The sequence below is a fragment of the uncultured Stenotrophomonas sp. genome, from assembly GCF_963519125.1.
Classification (GTDB): Bacteria; Pseudomonadota; Gammaproteobacteria; order Xanthomonadales; family Xanthomonadaceae; genus Stenotrophomonas.
Genome location: NZ_CAUQLJ010000041.1, coordinates 1 through 14,738, shown reverse-complemented (window position 1 = coordinate 14,738; position 14,738 = coordinate 1). Strand labels below are relative to the sequence as shown.

Below are 14,738 nucleotides of genomic sequence, written 5' to 3'. Positions count from 1 at the left end.
CCGCGTTTCCCGTGGCTACCGGCAGACTGTCGGAGGGTCGGCGGGGGTGGGTTTGTGGGGGAATGAGCCGCATGGATGCGGCGACTTAGCCCCCATGGATGGGTTTACGGCGTCCCCCGCAAACCCACCCCCGACGGCCCTGACCAGGCAAACCGCGCAGGCCACGGCTGTTCGCCTGAATCCAACAGCAGCCGGGCAGGGCCCGGCTCTACCGATGCCTTCCAACCACAGACCCGATCAACCGAAATCGAAGTTCATCACGGGGCCGGCCGGGCCGACGAATTCGCCCTGCACGTAATCGACGCCGGCGCTGAACAGCATGCTCATCGAGTTCGCATCGGCGATGAATTCGGCGATGGTGCGGATGTTCGCTTCCTGCGCGCGCGTGGTGATTTCGCTGATCTTGTCCGCATTCTCGCGGGTGCGGGCGAAATCGCTGGTGAAGTCGCGGTCCAGCTTCACGAACTGCGGCTGGAAGTGCGCCAGCAGCTGGAACGAATCCAACCCCGAGCCGAACTGCTCCAGCCCGATCCGGCAGCCCAGCGGTGCCACATCGGCCAGGAACTGCTGCGCGTTGCGCAGGTGCGTGAACACCTTCGCTTCCGGCGCGTGCAGCCACAGGCGTTCGCCCGGTACCCCGTGCGCCTCCAGCTCGCGACGGATCGTTGCCACCATCTGCGGGTCGTTGAACGACTCCGGCGTGATCTTCACCATCATGTGCGTCGCATGGCCCGCACGTGCGCGCTGGCCGAGCACGCTGATCGCATGCCCCACCACCCAGCGGTTGATGTCCGCCAGCAGCCCGTGTTCCTCCGCAATGCCCAGGAAGGCCGCCGGGCTCACCAGCTCGCCGTTGTTGTCCAGGCGCAGGTACGCCTCGTACAGCTCCAGCGGCTCGCCACCCAGGTTCAGCACCGGCTGGTAGTGCAGCTGGAAACCGTCGCCGGCCAGCGCCTCGTTGATCCGCGCCACCCAACGCTGGATGCGCTCCTCCTCCACCCGGTCCACCGCCGCCGGGTCGAAGATCCGGCTGGTGTTGCCCAGTTCCGACGCCGCCTGCTGGCATTCCGTCGCACGCGCCAGCACCTGGCCGACGCTGGCGATCTTCTCGCCCACCTGCACACCGCCGATGCTGACCGTCACCGTGGCCGAACGCTCACCGATGCTGAATACCTGCGCCGCGAAGGCCTCCCGGATCCGGTCTGCCAGCGCCTCGGTGTCCGCGAACGCGCCTTCGGTCAGCACCGCCAGGCTGTGCTCGCCGTAGCGCGCCAGCTGCGCGCTGTCGCCCACCGTGTCGGCCAGGACCTTCGCCAGCGCCGCGATCAGCGCATCGGCCGAATCCAGCCCGATGTCCGGCAGCAGCCGCGCGTAATGATCCGGCTCGACCAGCAGCAGGCCGAACCGGCCCTCGCTGCGGCCGGCCTGCGCCACCGCGTTTTCCACATGCAGCATGAAGGTCTGGCGGTTGAGCAGCCCCGTCACCTGATCGCGCTGGCGAAGGTCCTCGACCTCGCGCGCCAGCTCCGGGTCGAACTCCATGCGGCGGCGGAACACCACCTGCAGGCAGCTTTCACCCTCATAGGTGGCCGGGGTGAATTCCATCGTCGCCGCGAACACCGCGCCGTCCTGGTTCCGCGCATCCACCTGGTACTGCGGCGGCGGCGGCTCGCCCTTGCTGAGCGACTTGAGCAGCTGCTTGAAGCCTTCCACATGCTGCGGAGCGACCATGTCCAGCAACGAAATGCCTTCCACGTCGTCAAACGCCTCGTACCCGAACATCTCCAGGTACGCCTCGTTGGCACGGATATGCATGCCTTCGTGGACGTAGGCGATCGGGTCGCGCGAGGACGCGATCAGCGCATCGCAGCGGCGCTCGGTCTCGCGCATCTGCGCCTCGATCCGGCGCAGCCCGCGGCGGGCGTGCAGGTCGGTCCACTCGTTGCGCACCACCGCCAGCAGGTGCTCCGGGCGGTTGCGCAGGGCCACCGCGCGGATGCCGTTGGCACTGGCTTCCACCCATTCGGATTCATTGATGCTCTCGGCCAGCAGGATCATTGGGATGTCCTTGCCGCTGGCCGCGATCTGCTGGGTCACCTGCAGCAGCGGAATGCTCTGCGCCGGCGCCGCCAGGACCAGGTCGATCGGCTGGCCGCCGATGATCTGCGCCAGCTCCTCCGCGTTCTGCGGCCGCGCCGGGCGCACCGCGATGCCGCTGTTGCGCAGCAGGCTGACGATGGTTTCGGCGTTCTCGCCGCTGTCATCCACGATCAGCAGGCGGACGGTGATGTCATTCGCGTTCTGCATTCACTACTCCCCGGACTGCAAACTTGATACACGATGCGTGCCGCTTCGTCCATGCCGGCGGCGGGCGCCGGTCACGGAATGCGCGCGCGCTTATACGACCTGGCCGGCGGCGTGACCGCTGGCCCAGGCCCACTGGAAGTTGTAGCCGCCCAGCCAGCCGGTCACGTCCAGCACCTCACCCACGAAATGCAGGCCCGGAACCAACTGCGACTCGAACGTACTGGACGACACTTTGCGCGTGTCCACGCCCCCCAGCGTGACCTCGGCGGTACGGTACCCCTCGGTGCCACTGGCGACCAGCGGAAAATCCTGCAGCAGCGCGGCAGCCTGACGCAGCTCGCGCTCGTCGATCTGGCGCACCGGCCGGTCCGGCAGCCAGTGCTCGCACAGGCGCAGCGCCAGTCGGCGCGGCAGCACCTCGGACAACACCGTGCGCAGCTCGGCCGCGCCGCGGTCGCGTTTCATCGCGCGCAGCCAGTCTTCGGCGTCCTGGCCGGGCAGCAGGTCCAGGCGCAGGTCGTCGCCGGGCTGCCAGAACGAGGAGATCTGCAGGATCGCCGGCCCGCTGATGCCGCGATGGGTGATCAGCAGGGAATTGCGGAACTCGACGTCGTTGCAGCGCGCCGCCACCGGCAGGGCGACCCCGCTGAGATCGTGGAAGCGTTCCTGGTGCTTGCCGCTCAGGGTCAGCGGCACCAGCCCGGCGCGGGTCGGCAGCACCTCGTGGCCGAACTGGCGGGCCAGCTCATAGCCGAACCCGGTGGCGCCGAGGCTTGGAATAGACAGGCCGCCGGTGGCGACCACCAGCGAGGCGGCATGGAAACGCCCCTGCGTGGTCTGCACATGGAAGCCATCGCTGCCACGCTCGACCTTCTCCACGGAGCAGTCGGTGCGAACATGCGCGCCCGCCGCCGTGCATTCGTCCATCAGCATGCGCACGATCTGCTTGGACGAAATGTCGCAGAACAGCTGGCCGAGTTCCTTCTCGTGGTAGGCGATGCCGTGCCGCTCCACCATCTCGATGAAGTTCCACGGCGTGTAGCGCGCCAGTGCCGACTTGCAGAAGTGCGGGTTGGCCGAGAGGAAGTTGGCCGGGGTGGTGCCGGTGTTGGTGAAGTTGCAGCGGCCACCGCCGGACATCAGGATCTTCTTGCCCACCTTGTTGGCGTGGTCGATGACCTGCACCATGCGCCCGCGACGACCGGCGGTGAGCGCACACATCAGGCCGGCAGCACCGGCGCCGATCACCAGGACATCGCAGCGGATGGTGCTCATGCCGCGTTGCTCATGCCTGCGGTGCGGGCTTGCGCCAGGTGGGGATGACGCTCAGCTCGGCCTTCTCGGACATCAGCTGCACCTCGCCATCCTGGATCAGCACGGTCCAGCGCATGCTGCGCTCGATCTGCGCGCCCCACTGCTCGACGAAGTCGCCCGGCAGGTCGATCACTTCCAGGGTCTTGAGCTTGTTCAATGCCGACGCATTGCGCTCCCACCAGATATCGGCCGCGCGGCCGCCGTAGGTGATCAGCTGCACCGCGCCGGCGCGGCCAGCGGCCTTGCGCAGGCGCGACTCGTCCGGCTGGCCCAGGTCGATCCAGCGCTCGATGGCGCCGGTGTAGTCCTGCTTCCACAGGTCCGGCTCGTCGTCCACGCTCAGCCCGCGGCCGAATTCCAACCGGTCCTCGGCATTCAGTGCGAACGCCAGCAGGCGCACCATCAGCCGGTCATCGGTCTCGGAAGGATGCTGGGCCAAGGTCAGGTTATGGCTGGCGTAATAGCCGCGATCCATGTCGCTGATCTGCAGTTCGGCCTTGCGGATGGTGGCGGTGAGGGCCATGGGGGTACCGTGAACAAAGAGCGCCATGATAATGGGTGGGCCATGACTGCGCCCGATTCCCTTCACCCAACCGAACGGCCAAGCCGGCTGCAACTGCCGCCCGGTGCCTGGACCTGCCTGCTGGACGGCCTGTGCGCGCGCTTTCCACGCATCGACCGCGCCCAGTGGCAGGACCGTTTCGCACGTGGCCGGGTGCGCGACGCGCAGGGCAGGGCACTGTCGGCCGACCAGCCCTGGCAGGTTGGGCTGGAGATCCAGTACTTCCGCGAAGTGGCCGACGAGCCGGTAATTCCGGTCCAGGAAGCGATTCTGCACGCCGATGCGCACCTGCTGGTGGCCGACAAGCCGCATTTCCTGCCTGTGACGCCGGCCGGGGGCTATGTACGCCAGACCCTGCTGGCGCGGCTGGAGGTGCGCACCGGCAATCCGGCGCTGGTGCCGTTGCATCGGCTGGACCGGTTGACAGCAGGGCTGGTGCTGTTCTCCACCAACCCTGAGACGCGGGATGCCTACCAGCGGCTGTTTCGTGAGCGACGCATCGTGAAGACCTATGAGGCCCTGGCCCCGGCCTTGCCCGGCGTGAGGTTTCCACTGGAGCGGCGCAGTCGGCTGGTGCCGGGTGAACCGTTCTTCCGCATGGCGGAGGCGGCAGGTGAGCCGAATGCGCTGACCAGGATCGAAGTGATCGACGCGGATGGCCCTATATGGCGCTACCGGCTGCACCCGGAGACCGGCCGCAAGCACCAGTTGCGGGTGCACATGGCGGAGTTGGGCGCGCCGATCTGCGGCGATGATCTGTATCCGGCGCTGGGCGGGGCGCCAGTCGCGGAGCCTTTACAGTTGCTGGCGAGGGAACTGGCGTTCGACGACCCGCTGACCCGGGAGCGAAGGCGTTTCACCAGCGGCCTGACCCTTGGCGATGTCCCGAGGTGATGCGGCGGGTGAATGGCGCGTGGCGACGCGTTCATCAGTACAGCGCCCTCTGGTCTAGGGGCGCGGGCGCGGCTCTACCTCCCCTATCGGCGCCCCGTCTACCCATCCTTAGCCATCACGGCGCCGCTGTTTGGCTGAAATTAAGCCTGGAAATACATGAATGGGGGCGCCCGTTTCGTGTAGCATTGGCCCATCCCTTGTCCTGTCAGGCGGGACGGGGGAGATGGCTGAATCACGCAGCTATCGCTTTTTCGGTAAAAGGCGCGTATCGTCCCCCACACTGTGTTTGCTAGGGTCACCGTGAATCGTGGCCTGGTGCAGTTGATCTCACGATCCGCTCATCGATCCGCTTTACCAACGCCTGCAACTCAGTCTCGGCTCCGGAAATCCGGCGGCCGCGATTATTTCAACTTATGTTTCAGGAGTTAGTAACATGTCTGATCGTCAGAACGGTACCGTCAAGTGGTTCAACGATGCCAAGGGCTTCGGCTTCATCACCCCGGAAAGCGGCCCGGACCTCTTCGTCCACTTCCGCGCCATCCAGGGCACCGGCTTCAAGTCGCTGCAGGAAGGCCAGAAGGTCACCTTCGTCGCCGTGCAGGGCCAGAAGGGCATGCAGGCTGACCAGGTGCAGGCGGCTTAATTGCCCCTGCAACCGTAAGGTTGCCAGAAACGCCGGAAGCGAAAGCTTCCGGCGTTTTTTATTGCGCGTTGCATACGTGGCGGCAGGTAGCATGGTGGTTTGCCTTCGCGGACCTGCCGATGATCAAGGTGCACCATCTGGACCACTCGCGCTCGCAGCGCGTGTTGTGGATGCTTGAAGAACTGAACCTGCCGTACCAGCTGGTCAATTACCAGCGCGATGCAAAGACCTGGCTGGCCCCGCAGGCCCTGCGCGACATCCATCCGCTCGGCAAATCGCCGGTACTGCAGGACGATGCGCTGGTCCTGGCCGAGTCCGGCGCGATCCTGGATTACCTGGCCGACCGCTATGACAGCGGCCGCCAGCTGTCGCCAGAGCTGTTGCCCGCGCAGGCGTCCGAGCGCGTGCGCTACCGCTACTGGATGCACTATGCCGAAGGCTCGGCGATGCCGCCGCTGCTGATGAGCCTGGTCTTCGCGCGGGTGCGCAAGGCGCCGATGCCGTTCTTTGCCAAGCCCATTGCCCGCGGTATTGCCGACAAGGTGATGAAGACGTTCGTGGGCCCGCAGCTGAAACTCCACCTGGACTGGATGGAGCGCGAACTGGCTGCCGCGCCCTGGTTCGCCGGCGAGCGCTTCACCGCCGCCGACATCCAGATGAGCTTCCCGATCCAGGCCGCCGCGTCGCGCGCGGGCGGCATGGAGGCGTACCCGAAGCTGCAGGGCTTCCTGCAGCGCATCGAACAGCGGCCGGCGTATCAGCGGGCAGTGGAGCGGGGCGGGCCGTTGAACCTGGGCGCTGGCGCGGCCTGAGCTTGTGGGGGCATCCCCGCGCCCCCACCTTGTCGTGATGAGCACTGAATCGCTGCGCTTCGACAACCGTTTCCTCCGCGACCTGCCCGGCGACGACGAAACCGGGCCGCGCGTGGGCGAGGTGCGCGGCGCGCTGTGGTCGTCGGTGATGCCGACCCCGGTGGCGGCGCCACGGTTGCTGGCGTACTCCCCCGAGCTGGCCGCCCAGCTTGGGATGGGCCGCGACGTGCTGGACAGTCCCGATTTCCCGCGGGTGTTCGGCGGCAATGCGCTGTACGAAGGCATGCAACCCTGGGCCGCCAACTACGGTGGGCACCAGTTCGGGCACTGGGCCGGCCAGCTCGGCGACGGCCGCGCGATTTCGCTGGGACAGCTGGTGGCATCGGACGGGCGCTACTGGGAGCTGCAGCTGAAAGGGGCGGGACGCACCCCTTACTCGCGCGGCGCCGATGGCCGTGCGGTGCTGCGTTCGTCGATCCGCGAGTTCCTGTGCAGCGAGGCCATGCATCACCTGGGCGTGCCGACCACCCGCGCGCTCAGCCTGGTGGCGACCGGCGACCCGGTGGTGCGCGACATGTTCTACGACGGGCACCCCGAGGCCGAACCGGGCGCAGTAGTGTGCCGGGTGGCGCCTTCGTTCCTGCGCTTCGGCAGTTTCGAGCTGCCGGCTTCGCGCGGCGACGTCGCCCTGCTGCGGCAGCTGGCCGATGTCTGCATTGAACGGGATTTCCCCGAGCTGGCTGAGGCCGGCGCGGACCGTTACGGCGCATGGTTCGCGCAGGTCTGCGAGCGCACCGCGGTGCTGGTCGCGCACTGGATGCGGGTCGGCTTCGTGCATGGCGTGATGAACACCGACAACCTGTCCATCCTCGGCCTGACCATCGACTACGGCCCGTACGGCTGGGTGGACGACTATGACCCGGACTGGACCCCCAATACCACCGACGCCCAAGTCCGCCGCTATCGCTTCGGCACCCAGCCCCAGGTGGCGTACTGGAACCTGACCCGGCTGGCGCAGGCGCTGGCGCCGCTGTTCGAGGACGTGGCGCCGCTGCACGCCGGCCTGGCCCGATTCCAGGCCGTGCACGCGCAGTGCGAGCGCGAGGATGCTGCGGCCAAGCTTGGCCTGGCCGAATGCCGCGATGCCGATCTCGGTTTGATGGCCGACTGGCTGCAGCTGCTGCATGACGGGGAGATGGACATGACCCTGGCGTTCCGCGGCCTGATCGAGTTCGATCCGCTGGCACCGGAGGTGGGCGTATTGGAGGACGCGTTCTACAGCCCGGAACGGCGCGCCGCCGTGCTGCCGGCGCTGCAGGCGTGGCTGCAGGCGTACGCGCTGCGGCTGCAAGCGGATGGGCTGGATCCCGCACAGCGCCAGCAGCGCATGCGCGCGGCCAATCCGCTGTATGTGCTGCGCAACTGGCTGGCGCAGGAGGCGATCGAGAAGGCGGAGCAGGGCGACCTGAGTGGCGTGCACGCCCTGCAGGAGGTGCTGCGCCATCCTTACGAAGAACAGCCGGGCCGCGAGCATTACGCCGGCAAGCGTCCCGAATGGGCGCGGAACAAGGCGGGCTGCTCGATGCTGTCCTGCAGTTCCTGAGGGGTTACCCTATGCCACCCTCTGTTGTTGCGTGACCATGACCGATTCCTCCGCCCCCGTTCCGGCCTGGGCCGGCCGCCTGCGCGACGTCGCCGATTTCCCCAAGCCGGGCATCCTGTTCAAGGACATCATGCCGCTTCTGGCGAATGGGCCGGATTTCGCGGCCGCCGTGGACGCCATGGTCGCGCCGTGGCGGGATGCCCGCCTGGATGCGGTGATGGGCATCGAATCGCGCGGGTTCATCCTGGGCGCGGCGATGGCGCAGGTGCTCGGCGTGGGTTTCGTGCCGGTGCGCAAGCCGGGCAAGCTGCCCGGGCGCACGCTGAAGCAGGACTACACCCTCGAGTACCGCACCGACAGCATCGAAGTGCATGCCGACGCGTTGCCGCCGGGTGCACGCGTGCTGGTGGTGGACGACGTGCTGGCCACCGGCGGTACGCTGCTGGCGGCGCTGTCGCTGGCCCGCCAGCTGCAGGTCGAGGTGGTCGGCGCGGCGGTGCTGGTCGAGCTGGCCGGGCTTGGCGGGCGTGAGCGCTGGAGCAGCGACGTGCCGCTGGTGGCGAACCTGGTGTATTGAGGCGGTGCAGCCACGCAGGGCGTGGCTGCACCGTACCGGACGCGATTACATCTTGCGCACGCGGAAACGCTTGCCCTTGATCTTCCCGGCTTCCAACCGCGCAATCGCCTTGCCGACATGCTCGCGCGCGATCGCCACATACGAACGCGTGGCATAGATATCGATCTTGCCGATCACCTTGGCCGACAATCCCGCGTCGCCGGTCAGCGCGCCCAGGATGTCGCCCGGACGCAGCTTGTCGGTCTTGCCGCCGTCGATGCGCAGGGTGGCCATCGCCGCCTGCGGCAGCACCGCCGGGCGGGCAGTGGCGAGTGGCGTCTTCTGCCAATCCAGCGGCTTGCCCTGGGCGGCTTCCAGCGCGTCGGCGCGGTTGCGTTCACGCCCGGTCACCAGGCTGATCGCCAGCCCGGTGGCACCGGCACGGCCGGTACGCCCGACGCGGTGCTCGTAGGTTTCGATGTCGGTCGGCAGCTCGTAGTTGATCACCGCCGCCAGGTCCTGCACGTCCAGGCCGCGCGCAGCCACGTCGCTGGCGACCAGCACGTTGCAGCTGCGGTTGGCGAAGCGCACCAGTACTTCGTCGCGGTCGCGCTGTTCCATCTCACCGTGCAGCGGCAGTGCGGAGAAACCGAATTCCTGCAGCGACACGGCCACGTCGTCCACGTCGCGACGGGTGTTGCAGAACACCACGGTCGATTCCGGCGTGTACTTGAGCAGCAGGCCGGCCAGTGCCTTCTGCTTGCTGGCCAGGTCGACCTCGCAGAACAGGTGGCGGATCGCCGGGGCGTGGTCGGCGCCTTCCACGGTCACTTCGACCGGATCGCGCAGCAGCACCCGCGCGATCTCGCGGATCTCGTCGGGGTAGGTCGCCGAGAACAGCAGTGTCTGCCGGTCCTTGCTGGTGCGCCCTGCGATCTCGCGGATCGGCTCTTCAAAGCCCATGTCGAGCATGCGGTCGGCCTCGTCCAGCACCAGGGTGGTCACCCCGCCCAGTTTCAGGGCGCGCTTGCGGCCCAGTTCCTGGATCCGGCCCGGCGTGCCGACCACCACGTGCGGGTCGTGCGCTTCCAGCGAGGCCAGCTGCGGGCCGAGCGGCATGCCGCCGGTAAGCACCACCAGCTTCAGGTTGGGGATGCCGGTGGCGAGCTTGCGGATCTGCTTGCCGACCTGGTCGGCCAGTTCGCGGGTGGGGCACAGCACCAGCGCCTGGGCGCGGATCACCGCCGGGTCCAGCGCCTGCAGCAGGCCCAGACCGAACGCAGCGGTCTTGCCGCTGCCGGTGGGAGCCTGTGCGATCAGGTCGCGGCGCGCCAGGATCGCCGGCAGCGCCTGCGCCTGCACGGGGGTCATCTGGGTGTAGCCCAGCGCGTCGATGCCCGCCGCCAGCGAGGCCGACAGGGGCAGTTCGGAGAATTCGTTCATGCCACATTCTACCCGTTCGGGCTGGCGCGGGCGACGCCGCACGCCGCCAGCCCGTACAATGGCGGGATGCCTCTGATTACTCTGCAAAACGTCGACTTCAGTGTCGGCGGCCCGCTGCTGCTGGAAAAAGCCGAACTGTCGATCGAACCGGGCGAACGCATCGCCCTGATCGGCCGCAACGGCGCCGGCAAGTCCACCCTGCTCAAGCTGCTGTCCGGCGACCACAAGCCCGACGACGGAGAAGTGCGCGTGCAGCAGGGGGTGCGCATCACCCGGCTGGAGCAGGAAGTGCCGCATGGCGCGGCCGGCAGCGTATTCGACGTGGTGGCTGACGGCCTGGGCGAGCTGGGCCAGTGGCTGGCCGAGTTCCATCATCTGAGCGTGGCCGAGGAGTTCGACGGCGACGCCCTGGGGGCTGTGCAGGCCAAGATCGACGCCGCCAATGGCTGGGGCCTGGACCAGCGGGTCAGCGAAACCCTGACCAAGCTCGACCTCGACGGCGACGCCGAGTTCGCGCGCCTGTCCGGCGGCATGAAGCGCCGCGTGCTGCTCGGCCGCGCACTGGTCTCGGCACCGGACCTGCTGCTGCTCGACGAACCAACCAACCACCTGGACATCGAGGCCATCGACTGGCTGGAAATGTTCCTCAAGAACTGGAACGGCAGCGTGGTGTTCGTCACCCATGACCGCCGCTTCCTGCGCGCACTGGCCACCCGCATCGTCGAGATCGATCGCGGCCAGGTCACCAGCTGGCCGGGCGACTGGGCCAACTACGAACGCCGCCGCGAAGAACGCCTGAACGCGCAGGCGCAGGAAAACGCGCGCTTCGACAAACTGCTGGCCCAGGAAGAAGTCTGGATCCGCCAGGGCATCAAGGCGCGCCGCACCCGCGACGAAGGCCGCGTGCGCCGCCTCAAGGCGATGCGCAGCGAGCGCTCGCAGCGTCGCGAGCTGGGCGGCAACGTGCGCATGGAAGCCTCGCAGGCGGAGAACTCCGGCAAGAAGGTCATCGACGTCAAGGACATTTCGTTCGCCTTTGGCGACCGGGTGATGGTCAAGGACTTCAGCACCACCATCCTGCGCGGCGATCGGATCGGCCTGATCGGTCCCAACGGCAGCGGCAAGACCACGCTGCTCAAGCTGCTGCTGGGCGACCTGGCGCCGGACAGCGGCGAAGTACGCGCCGGCACCAACCTGCAGATCGCCTATTTCGACCAGTACCGTTCGGTGCTGCGCGAAGACTGGACCGCGATCGAGAACGTGGCCGAAGGCCGTGATTTCCTCGAGGTCAACGGCAAGCGCAAGCATGTGCATGCCTACCTGCAGGACTTCCTGTTCACGCCAGAGCGTGCGCGCGCGCCGATCACCCGCCTGTCCGGTGGCGAGCGCAACCGCCTGCTGCTGGCCAAGCTGTTCGCGCAGCCGTCCAACCTGCTGGTGATGGACGAACCGACCAACGACCTCGACGTGGAAACGCTGGAATTGCTCGAAGAGCTGCTCGGCGATTACACCGGCACGCTGCTGCTGGTCAGCCACGACCGTGACTTCCTGGACAACGTGGTGACGTCCACGATGGTGATGGAAGGTGACGGCGTGGTCGGTGAGTACGTGGGCGGTTACAGCGACTGGCAGCGCCATGCGGCGCGTGTGGAAGCTGCAGCCGCGCCCGTGGCAGCGGCGAAACCGGTTGCGACCCCGGTCGCGGCCGCTGCCGCACCGGCGCCGTCGGCCAAGCGCAAGCTCAGCTTCAAGGACCAGCGCGAGCTGGAACAGCTGCCGCAGAAGATCGAGACCCTGGAAAAGGACGTCGAAGGCCTGACCGCCGCGATGAACGACCCGGCGTTCTACCAGCGCAGCGCGCCGGACATGGCCGCACATACCCAGCAGCTGGGCAAGGTGCAGGCAGAACTGGACGCGGCCTACAAGCGCTGGGAAGAGCTCGACAGCTGAGTAGCGACACGCCACGCGTGTCCCACGCACCGCATGGGACACGCATGATCGGCACCGGTCACTTCAATCCGTGCAGATCCCGCAACTGGCTCGGCCGCGAACCAAAATACGCAGCCAGATCCGCAATGTCCTGATCGCTCAGCTCCGCCGCCTGCGGCGTCATCAGCGCATGCTGGCGGTCGCCGGCACGGTAGGCCTGCAATGCATGGGCCAGGTAATCGCCGTACTGCCCGCCCAGCTTCGGGTAGGTCGGGTCTATCGGATTGTTGCCGTCGATGCCGTGGCAGTCGATACAGCTCTGGTTGGTCGCCTTGCTGCGGCGCTGGGCGAGCCCCTCACCCTGGCCGATGCGGCCCGCTGGCAGGCCGGCCGAGGAGCTTGACCCGTGCTCGCCACTGGCGTGGCCCGGGTCGGTGGCGGAATCTGCGCTGTTTTCCACCTGCGACTGCGAACAGGCAGCCAGCAGCAGGGTAACGGACAGGGCGATGGCGTAACGCTTGAATCGCGTGGCTTTCGTCATGAGCGCGCTTATTTGACGGTGGACAGGTAAACAGCGAGATCGGCGATCTCCTGTTCGCTGAAACTCATGGACTGCGCCTGCATCGTCGGATGCCGGCGTTTGCCCTGGCGGTACTCGCTCAGCGCCTGGCTGAGGTACTGCTGGGTCTGCCCACCGATCTTGGGCACCCGGTAACTGGGATAGGCATTCTTGTACCCGGTGATGCCGTGGCACCCCTGGCACGTGTAGGCGAGCACCCGGCCATTGTCGAACTGCCCGGTCAGGGCGGTCGGGGCGGCGGGCGCGGCTGCCGGGGCAGCGGCGGGTACTGCGGGTACGGCTGGAGCGGGAGCAGGTGTGGCCTGGACGGCAACCCCGAAGGGCAGGAGGACGGCCAGAGCAAGACAAGCGGCGAGCGGCTGCGGGCGCATGATGTCGTTTCCGATATACGGGTTCTGGTCGTTCCGGCGTGGGGTACGGAACTGACCCGAGTATAGCCTGCGTTTTCATCTAGCTGAAACCGGGCATTGCCGACAGGCGGCCGCAGGTCACCATGACCTTTGGGATATGGTGTAGTCGTGACGTGGTGCATTACTTTGCTACCACACCTGCCCACGCATCCTTCAGGGACACGACGATGTTGCGAATCTCTCTTCTGCCCGGCCGCACCGGAACCTGCGCCGCGGCGCTGCTCATCACGACCTCCTTGCTGCTGGGCGGCTGCGGCGCCGGTGGCCCGGCCGGCGACGCGTCGGCTGCCGAAAAGGACCCCAAGGCCGAGAAGGCTGCTGAAGCGGTGCCGGTGGAGGCCGCTGCGGCCACCCGTCGCGCGGTCGCGGCCAGCTACACCGGTACTGCCGCGCTGGAAGCCCGCGCCGAATCCCAGGTGGTGGCCAAGACCTCCGGCGTGGCCCTGGCCGTGCTGGTCGAGGAAGGCCAGCAGGTGCGCGCTGGCCAGCCGCTGGTGCGGCTGGATCCGGACCGTGCACGCCTGGCCGTGGCGCAGAGCGAGGCGCAGATGCGCAAGCTGGAGAACAGCTACCAGCGCGCACAGAAGCTGGTCGGCCAGCAGATGGTCAGCGCCGCCGACGTGGACCAGCTGCGTTACGACCTGGAAAACGTGCGCGCGCAGTACCGCCTGGCCACGCTGGAACTGTCCTACACCACGGTGGTGGCGCCGATCTCCGGCGTGATCGCCTCGCGGTCGATCAAGACCGGCAATTTCGTGCAGATCAATACGCCGATCTTCCGCATCGTCGACAACTCGCGGCTGGAGGCCACCCTCAACGTGCCCGAGCGCGAACTGGCCACGCTGCGTCCGGGCCAGCCGGTGACCCTGGTGGCCGACGCGCTGCCGGGCAAATCCTTCCCCGGCAAGGTCGACCGCATCTCGCCGGTGGTCGATGCCGGCAGCGGCACCTTCCGTGTCGTAAGTGGCTTTGGCGAAGGCGCCGAAGGCCTGCAGCCGGGCATGTTCGGCCGCATCCGGATCGACTACGACCAGCGCGCAGACGCGCTGGTGGTTCCGCGCCTGGCCCTGCTCGACGACGGCGACCCGGCGGTGTTCCGCGTGCGTGACGGCAAGGTCGCACGGGTCCCGGTCAAGCTGGGCTACGCCGAAGGCCCGTGGGTGGAGATCCGCGACGGCCTGGTCGCCGGTGACAAGGTGGTCACCGCCGGCAAGGTCGCGCTGCGCGACGGCACTGCGGTACAGGTGATCGGCGACAAGCCGGCGGCCACCGTGGCCAGCAAGGCCGCTCCGGCCAAGGCGGAGACCCGCCAATGAGTCCGGCCGGCCACGACCACCCGGACGCCCCCGGCGGCGGCCTGGTGGAGTTCGCCACCCGCCGCCGCGTCACCATCTTCATGTTCATGATCACCCTGGTGCTGTTCGGGTTGATCGCACTGGGCAACCTCAAGGTCAACCTGCTGCCCGACCTGAGTTATCCCACGCTGACCGTGCGCACCGAGTACACGGGCGCGGCGCCGACCGAGATCGAAACGCTGATCACCGAACCGGTCGAAGAGGCCGTGGGCGTGGTCAAGAACCTGCGCAAGCTCAAGTCGATCTCGCGCACCGGGCAGAGCGATGTGGTGCTCGAGTTCGCCTGGGGCACCAACATGGACCAGGCCAGCCTGGAGGTGCGCGACAAGA

14 protein-coding genes are annotated in these 14,738 nt (G+C 67.6%); 8 read left to right on the top strand and 6 right to left on the bottom strand.

Annotation, left to right across the window (positions count from 1 at the left end; translation table 11 throughout):
* Nucleotides 1-237: 237 nt before the first annotated feature.
* The 3 genes from RYM47_RS19130 to RYM47_RS19120 form a co-directional block, all read right to left on the bottom strand.
* The gene (locus RYM47_RS19130) at nucleotides 238-2,307 is read right to left on the bottom strand and encodes an EAL domain-containing protein (protein WP_315390063.1); all 2,070 of its coding nucleotides are present in this window, start codon (nucleotides 2,305-2,307) and stop codon (nucleotides 238-240) included.
* A 90-nt stretch (nucleotides 2,308-2,397) separates the two neighbouring features.
* Nucleotides 2,398-3,582, bottom strand: a complete 1,185-nt coding sequence (locus tag RYM47_RS19125; protein WP_315390061.1) for an NAD(P)/FAD-dependent oxidoreductase — start codon at nucleotides 3,580-3,582, stop codon at nucleotides 2,398-2,400.
* 10 nt (nucleotides 3,583-3,592) lie between these two features.
* On the bottom strand, nucleotides 3,593-4,144 hold the full coding sequence (locus RYM47_RS19120) for a YaeQ family protein (protein WP_315390060.1): 552 nt from the start codon (nucleotides 4,142-4,144) through the stop codon (nucleotides 3,593-3,595).
* 42 nt (nucleotides 4,145-4,186) lie between these two features.
* On the opposite strand from RYM47_RS19120, the gene RYM47_RS19115 reads away from it, so the two are divergent.
* The 5 genes from RYM47_RS19115 to RYM47_RS19095 all read left to right on the top strand — a co-directional run bounded on the left by RYM47_RS19115 (nucleotide 4,187) and on the right by RYM47_RS19095 (nucleotide 8,712).
* Nucleotides 4,187-5,077: a pseudouridine synthase gene (locus RYM47_RS19115; RefSeq protein WP_315390058.1), complete on the top strand. Its 891-nt coding sequence runs from the start codon at nucleotides 4,187-4,189 to the stop codon at nucleotides 5,075-5,077.
* A 433-nt stretch (nucleotides 5,078-5,510) separates the two neighbouring features.
* Nucleotides 5,511-5,720 (top strand): cold-shock protein, encoded by a 210-nt coding sequence (locus RYM47_RS19110; protein WP_070209577.1) that lies wholly within the window; start codon nucleotides 5,511-5,513, stop codon nucleotides 5,718-5,720.
* Between the two features lie 119 nt (nucleotides 5,721-5,839).
* The gene (locus RYM47_RS19105; RefSeq protein WP_315390056.1) at nucleotides 5,840-6,532 is read left to right on the top strand and encodes a glutathione S-transferase; all 693 of its coding nucleotides are present in this window, start codon (nucleotides 5,840-5,842) and stop codon (nucleotides 6,530-6,532) included.
* Nucleotides 6,533-6,569: 37 nt separating this feature from the next.
* Nucleotides 6,570-8,135, top strand: a complete 1,566-nt coding sequence (locus tag RYM47_RS19100) for a YdiU family protein (RefSeq protein ID WP_315390054.1) — start codon at nucleotides 6,570-6,572, stop codon at nucleotides 8,133-8,135.
* Between the two features lie 37 nt (nucleotides 8,136-8,172).
* Nucleotides 8,173-8,712: an adenine phosphoribosyltransferase gene (locus RYM47_RS19095; protein ID WP_315390052.1), complete on the top strand. Its 540-nt coding sequence runs from the start codon at nucleotides 8,173-8,175 to the stop codon at nucleotides 8,710-8,712.
* A 45-nt stretch (nucleotides 8,713-8,757) separates the two neighbouring features.
* Here RYM47_RS19095 and dbpA read toward each other — a convergent pair whose 3' ends face one another.
* Nucleotides 8,758-10,134 carry an ATP-dependent RNA helicase DbpA gene (dbpA, locus tag RYM47_RS19090; protein WP_315390050.1) on the bottom strand — a complete coding sequence of 459 codons (1,377 nt, stop codon included), beginning with the start codon at nucleotides 10,132-10,134 and terminating at the stop codon, nucleotides 8,758-8,760.
* A 66-nt stretch (nucleotides 10,135-10,200) separates the two neighbouring features.
* On the opposite strand from dbpA, the gene RYM47_RS19085 reads away from it, so the two are divergent.
* Nucleotides 10,201-12,084, top strand: a complete 1,884-nt coding sequence (locus RYM47_RS19085; RefSeq protein ID WP_315390049.1) for an ATP-binding cassette domain-containing protein — start codon at nucleotides 10,201-10,203, stop codon at nucleotides 12,082-12,084.
* 58 nt (nucleotides 12,085-12,142) lie between these two features.
* Here RYM47_RS19085 and RYM47_RS19080 read toward each other — a convergent pair whose 3' ends face one another.
* Both RYM47_RS19080 and RYM47_RS19075 read right to left on the bottom strand, forming a co-directional pair.
* Nucleotides 12,143-12,604, bottom strand: coding sequence for a cytochrome c (locus RYM47_RS19080; protein ID WP_315390047.1), 462 nt, complete (start codon nucleotides 12,602-12,604; stop codon nucleotides 12,143-12,145).
* Nucleotides 12,605-12,612: 8 nt separating this feature from the next.
* Complete coding sequence (locus RYM47_RS19075) at nucleotides 12,613-13,014, bottom strand: c-type cytochrome (protein WP_315390044.1); 402 nt, start codon at nucleotides 13,012-13,014, stop codon at nucleotides 12,613-12,615.
* 206 nt (nucleotides 13,015-13,220) lie between these two features.
* On the opposite strand from RYM47_RS19075, the gene RYM47_RS19070 reads away from it, so the two are divergent.
* Entirely contained in the window at nucleotides 13,221-14,369 is a 1,149-nt protein-coding gene (locus RYM47_RS19070; protein WP_315390042.1) for an efflux RND transporter periplasmic adaptor subunit, read from the top strand.
* Nucleotides 14,366-14,738, top strand: a 373-nt coding sequence (locus RYM47_RS19065) for an efflux RND transporter permease subunit (protein WP_315390040.1), incomplete at its 3' end; no start/stop codon positions are given. The genes RYM47_RS19070 and RYM47_RS19065, both read left to right, overlap by 4 nt.